The following is a 3,939-nucleotide window of genomic DNA, read 5'->3' as shown; positions in this document are numbered from 1 at the left end:
CAACCCAATGCGTCATCGAACTCGCCCGCCGTCACCTGTCTGCCCGGCCGTCAACACGGCCTCCAATGAACGCTTACCCCTGTGCGCGGTGGCCGTGTTCGCCCAGGACGGCGATCGGATCCCCCAACGTGTCCCGGATATAGAGCATTTGAATCAGCGCGATCGCCACTACCGCGAACGGCGTTGCCAGCAGCACGCCCATGAGCCCGAATGAGACCGCCATCGCCAACTGCGCCATCAGAAGCACGGCGGGAGGCAGCGACACCGCCCGCTCCTGGACGATCGGGGTAATCAAATTGCCTTCCAGGAACTGAACGGCCCCATAGACGAATACCACATAGACCGCCTGGACCGGCGAGTCCACCAAGGCCACCAGGATCGCGGGGATTGCCGACAGAATGGGACCAAGGTAAGGCACGAAGGACAACAGGCCCGCGATCAGGCCCAATGCCAGCGCCAGCCGCACATCGATGAGCCACAGTCCCAGCGTCGTCAGCACGCCCACCGCACCCATCGACACCACGCGGCCCATGAGCCACCACTGCAATGCGTGCCGAAGGGCTTGCAGAACCTCGTCGCCCCGGTTTCTGGCACGGATCGGCAACAGCCTGAGCGCGCCATTCGTGTAGGGACCCGGCTCCACTGCGAGATACACGCCGACCACCACAATGATCGCCATGTTCGTGAGCGCACCCAGCGCGCTGGAAAACACCCCCGAGATCGGGGCCAGAATGCCTGTCGCCGGCGGCATGATCCGGGACGGATCCGGCAACGTCTCCAGCAGAACGCGCCCCCACGTCTGCTCGCGCAGCAGTGCGCCGATGTGGTCAATGGCGGTTGGAATTCGCGTGACGAGCTCCGAGACCTGGTTTGCCACGCGTGGCCCGATCACCCAGCCGAATGCCGCGAGCGCCGTCGCGAAAACACCGATCACCAGACTCAGCGCCACCAGGCGCGGGATTGACACGACCCGTTGCACCAGCGCGCGAAGACCGTCCAGTAGAACGGCCAGGAGAATCGCGGCGAAAAAAACCAAAAGGACGTGCGCGGTCCGCCAAAGGAAGACCACGAGCGTCAGGAAGACCGCGGCGATCCCGGCAGTGATGAGTACCCGTCGTGTATAGCTGCCTTCAGCACCCGCCTGCTTCACGATACCGTCTGCCTTCTGAATCGAACGCGGCGCGGGTTACCCATGCTCAGCGCCCTATTCGATCGCTCCCCTGCCATGGCAGACTTCGCAGCGCTCCGTGCCCGCACCGGAACAACGGGGACACTGGCTGTCCTCGTTCGGGGCGTGGCCGGTACCCTCGCACTCGGGACACTTGATAATTCCGGTTCCGTCACACACCTTGCACTTCATCGCTCCCTCCTGATCATTGGGAACGCTCGACTTTGCGCGCCCCACCTGGGGATCAACTCGTCTTCGCCTCCATCGAACGCCGACCGGTGGCCGGGGACTGAGGAGCGCCCGCAGCCCCCGTGCGACTGAAGTCCATGCACCGCAACGATGCTGAACGTCTTACCCTGTCCACGAGTTTAGGACGTTCCCGGCGGTTCTTGGCGCCGGCGCCATAGCGGACCCGCTCCCACCGAAAAAAGCACCACCGGGGAGTTTCTTGCGGTTTCGTATTCCGAAACTTTGAATGACCCAGTTCCATCTTCAGTGTTTGCGTCCGCATCAGAAACTGGCTCCTTACTAACCTTTTCGAAAGTATTGCCAGGTCTCAGTGGGCGCGTGCGCCGCTGTTCGCTTCGACAGGCCTTCGTGGGTATGCCGCCACAACGGGCTTGCGATATCCCGAGTCACTCGCCTCGATGGTCAGTGGCGCGAGGAGCGTGGTGTAGCAAGGTCACCATGAGCGACGAGCAACGCTGTCCACAGCGGCGCACACGGCCACCCGCAGGGCGCCACTGCGCGGCGCCTCGGCGGCGTTGCGCTCGCTTGACGTGAGCCTCGCCACGCCGGCGCCCCCGCGCCTTGCCGGGACACCGCGCAGTGGCGCCGAGCCCTGGCAATACTTTCGAATTCGTCATGACACACGAGCGCCAGCGAAAAAGCCGGTCGGGTTCAAGCTGTTATTAGCTCGTTGGGAAGCACGCAAACGACGTGTTGTGCTTTCTACAATACAATGCCCATGCGTGTGGTGTGTCCGCGCCACCACACACTGCAGGGGGCGATCCGCGTCGCTGCCTTCAACGCCCCTGAGCACCGCGCCGCAGCCAGTCGTGCACGAATGCCAGTTTATAACGGGCGTGGTTCGAGAGAACGAACGGATAGAGATCCGATAAGCCCATGGAGCGATTGACATGATTGACACCCACAGTGAGCGAGGCCGCAGTCCGGATCAGCCGCTCGGTATCAGGCTCGGAATACGGGTCCCAGCCCGGGTATGGTATCTGCGGAGATGACAGGCCGGTGGCCACGAAGCTGTCGGCGATGTCTGTCAGATGCAGCAGATGTGCCGCCGTTTCCGCCCAATCCTCATGAGGGTGGGCCGAGGCGTAACTGGTCAGGTAATACTCTTTCCAGTCTTTCGGCGGGCCGTTTTCGTAGTGGTATCGAAGCGCCCCCGGATAATCGATCCGCTCATCTCCGAAATTGGCGCGGAATGCATCAAGAAAATCCTGTCGAAGGCTTAGCCGCCACCAGAGCATGTGCGAAATTTCGTGGCGCATGTGGCCTATCATGGTGCGATAAGGCTCTTGCAGAGCCTCGCGGCGGGTGGCGACCAGGATGGGATCCACCTCCGCCACACTGATGGTAACCACGCCTCCAGCGTGCCCCATGGGAACCGGGGTCGCCCCCTCGGCAAGCAGATGAAACACAGGCCGCGCCCCCGGATCCTCCGGCCGAAACCAATGCCAACGCCCCAGGTTGTCCAGGGCCCACCGTTTGGCCGCTTCGGTCTGCGCCCAGTTGGGAATGGCATTGGGTATCGAAGGATCGGGGGCCAATTCGGTCATGGCACAGGATCGACAAAAAGCGCCCTCTTCCGGAGCGATCCAATTACAGTCGATTCTGTCCCGGTTGGCACAGAAAGGCGGCATCGGCAGGAAGGCCCGCGCCTGCGGATCATAGGCGACGGGCGTTCCGTCGGCCGTAGCGAGGTTATCAAACCAGAGAGTGCCGGCGCCGACCGGATTGGCGAAAACACGCATTGGGAAAGCTCCAGAAAACGTTGGCTGCCATGATGTGAGACGGACTCACTTATCCAAAAGTCGCTGATAGGCCCTTTATTTCCTGCCCAATCGGGATGGGGCGAGGCTTCCCGGCCCCGCTCCTCCCACACCACCGGGCACACGGATCGCGCGCCACGGCGGTTCAATGACTGGATTCATCCCATTCACCGTGCCGCCAGCACCGGCAGCCCCGGATTCCGGAAGACACGGGCGGGCAGCACACAGGAAAGGGCCGTGTGCCGACTTCGCGGTGTTCCAGGCCAAGTCCCCGGAAAAAACCCCGCTTCCTCAGTTCACGGTAGCCCCGCTGCGCTATTTCTGCCAGCGGTAACTCCACAAACGGCGCCTGGTCCACTTGTCCAGGTCCCGCAGGGGGCTCAGCACCACGGCCCCGCCGAAGTACGCTTTCCAACCAAGCAGGGTCTCTCGCAACTCTGCAATGACCTGGGCAATGCTGTGGCCGCGTGTCCGGCGGCTTTGCCGGCGCGCGCGACGCTTGAGCGTGTCGATGGCCTTAGGCCACGTTCAGGCGCGCCCCGCGCTTTTCTACGCACCGGCAAGACGACCGGGAGGCTACGAGACCACGCAATCCTCGCCCACCGGCACAAGGTCTACGAGGCCGCCGGTGAGCGAACCCCTGAGCGCTGGAGCGGCCCGACTCGGGGTCGGTCTCCCGTGCAAAGTAAGCGCCAACAAATCAGCACCTACATCCTGTCCACGTGATTGCGCACACTGATTCCTTCTTCAACAGGGGGGGAG

At 62.9% G+C, this 3,939-nt stretch carries 3 protein-coding genes; all 3 read right to left on the bottom strand.

Features of this window, described 5'->3' with window-relative positions; all coding sequences use genetic code 11:
- Window positions 1-73 precede the first annotated feature (73 nt).
- The 3 genes from ACPEES_RS22890 to ACPEES_RS22880 all read right to left on the bottom strand — a co-directional run bounded on the left by ACPEES_RS22890 (window position 74) and on the right by ACPEES_RS22880 (window position 3,690).
- A complete protein-coding gene (locus tag ACPEES_RS22890; protein ID WP_435106730.1) occupies window positions 74-1,150 on the bottom strand; it encodes an AI-2E family transporter in 1,077 nt (358 codons plus the stop codon).
- 1,043 nt (window positions 1,151-2,193) lie between these two features.
- Window positions 2,194-3,159 carry a zinc-binding metallopeptidase family protein gene (locus ACPEES_RS22885; RefSeq protein ID WP_435106728.1) on the bottom strand — a complete coding sequence of 322 codons (966 nt, stop codon included), beginning with the start codon at window positions 3,157-3,159 and terminating at the stop codon, window positions 2,194-2,196.
- A 333-nt stretch (window positions 3,160-3,492) separates the two neighbouring features.
- The gene (locus ACPEES_RS22880; RefSeq protein ID WP_435106732.1) at window positions 3,493-3,690 is read right to left on the bottom strand and encodes a group II intron maturase-specific domain-containing protein; all 198 of its coding nucleotides are present in this window, start codon (window positions 3,688-3,690) and stop codon (window positions 3,493-3,495) included.
- Between the last annotated feature and the right edge of the window lie 249 nt (window positions 3,691-3,939).

This window comes from Arhodomonas sp. AD133, from assembly GCF_051195215.1.
Classification (GTDB): Bacteria; Pseudomonadota; Gammaproteobacteria; order Nitrococcales; family Nitrococcaceae; genus Arhodomonas.
This window is presented reverse-complemented; position numbering and strand designations above follow the sequence as displayed.

Bases quoted from the DNA above. Each gene is read 5' to 3' on its own strand.
- ACPEES_RS22885 (WP_435106728.1), bottom strand. From the start codon at position 3,159: ATGCGTGTTTTCGCCAATCCGGTCGGCGCCGGCACTCTCTGGTTTGAT.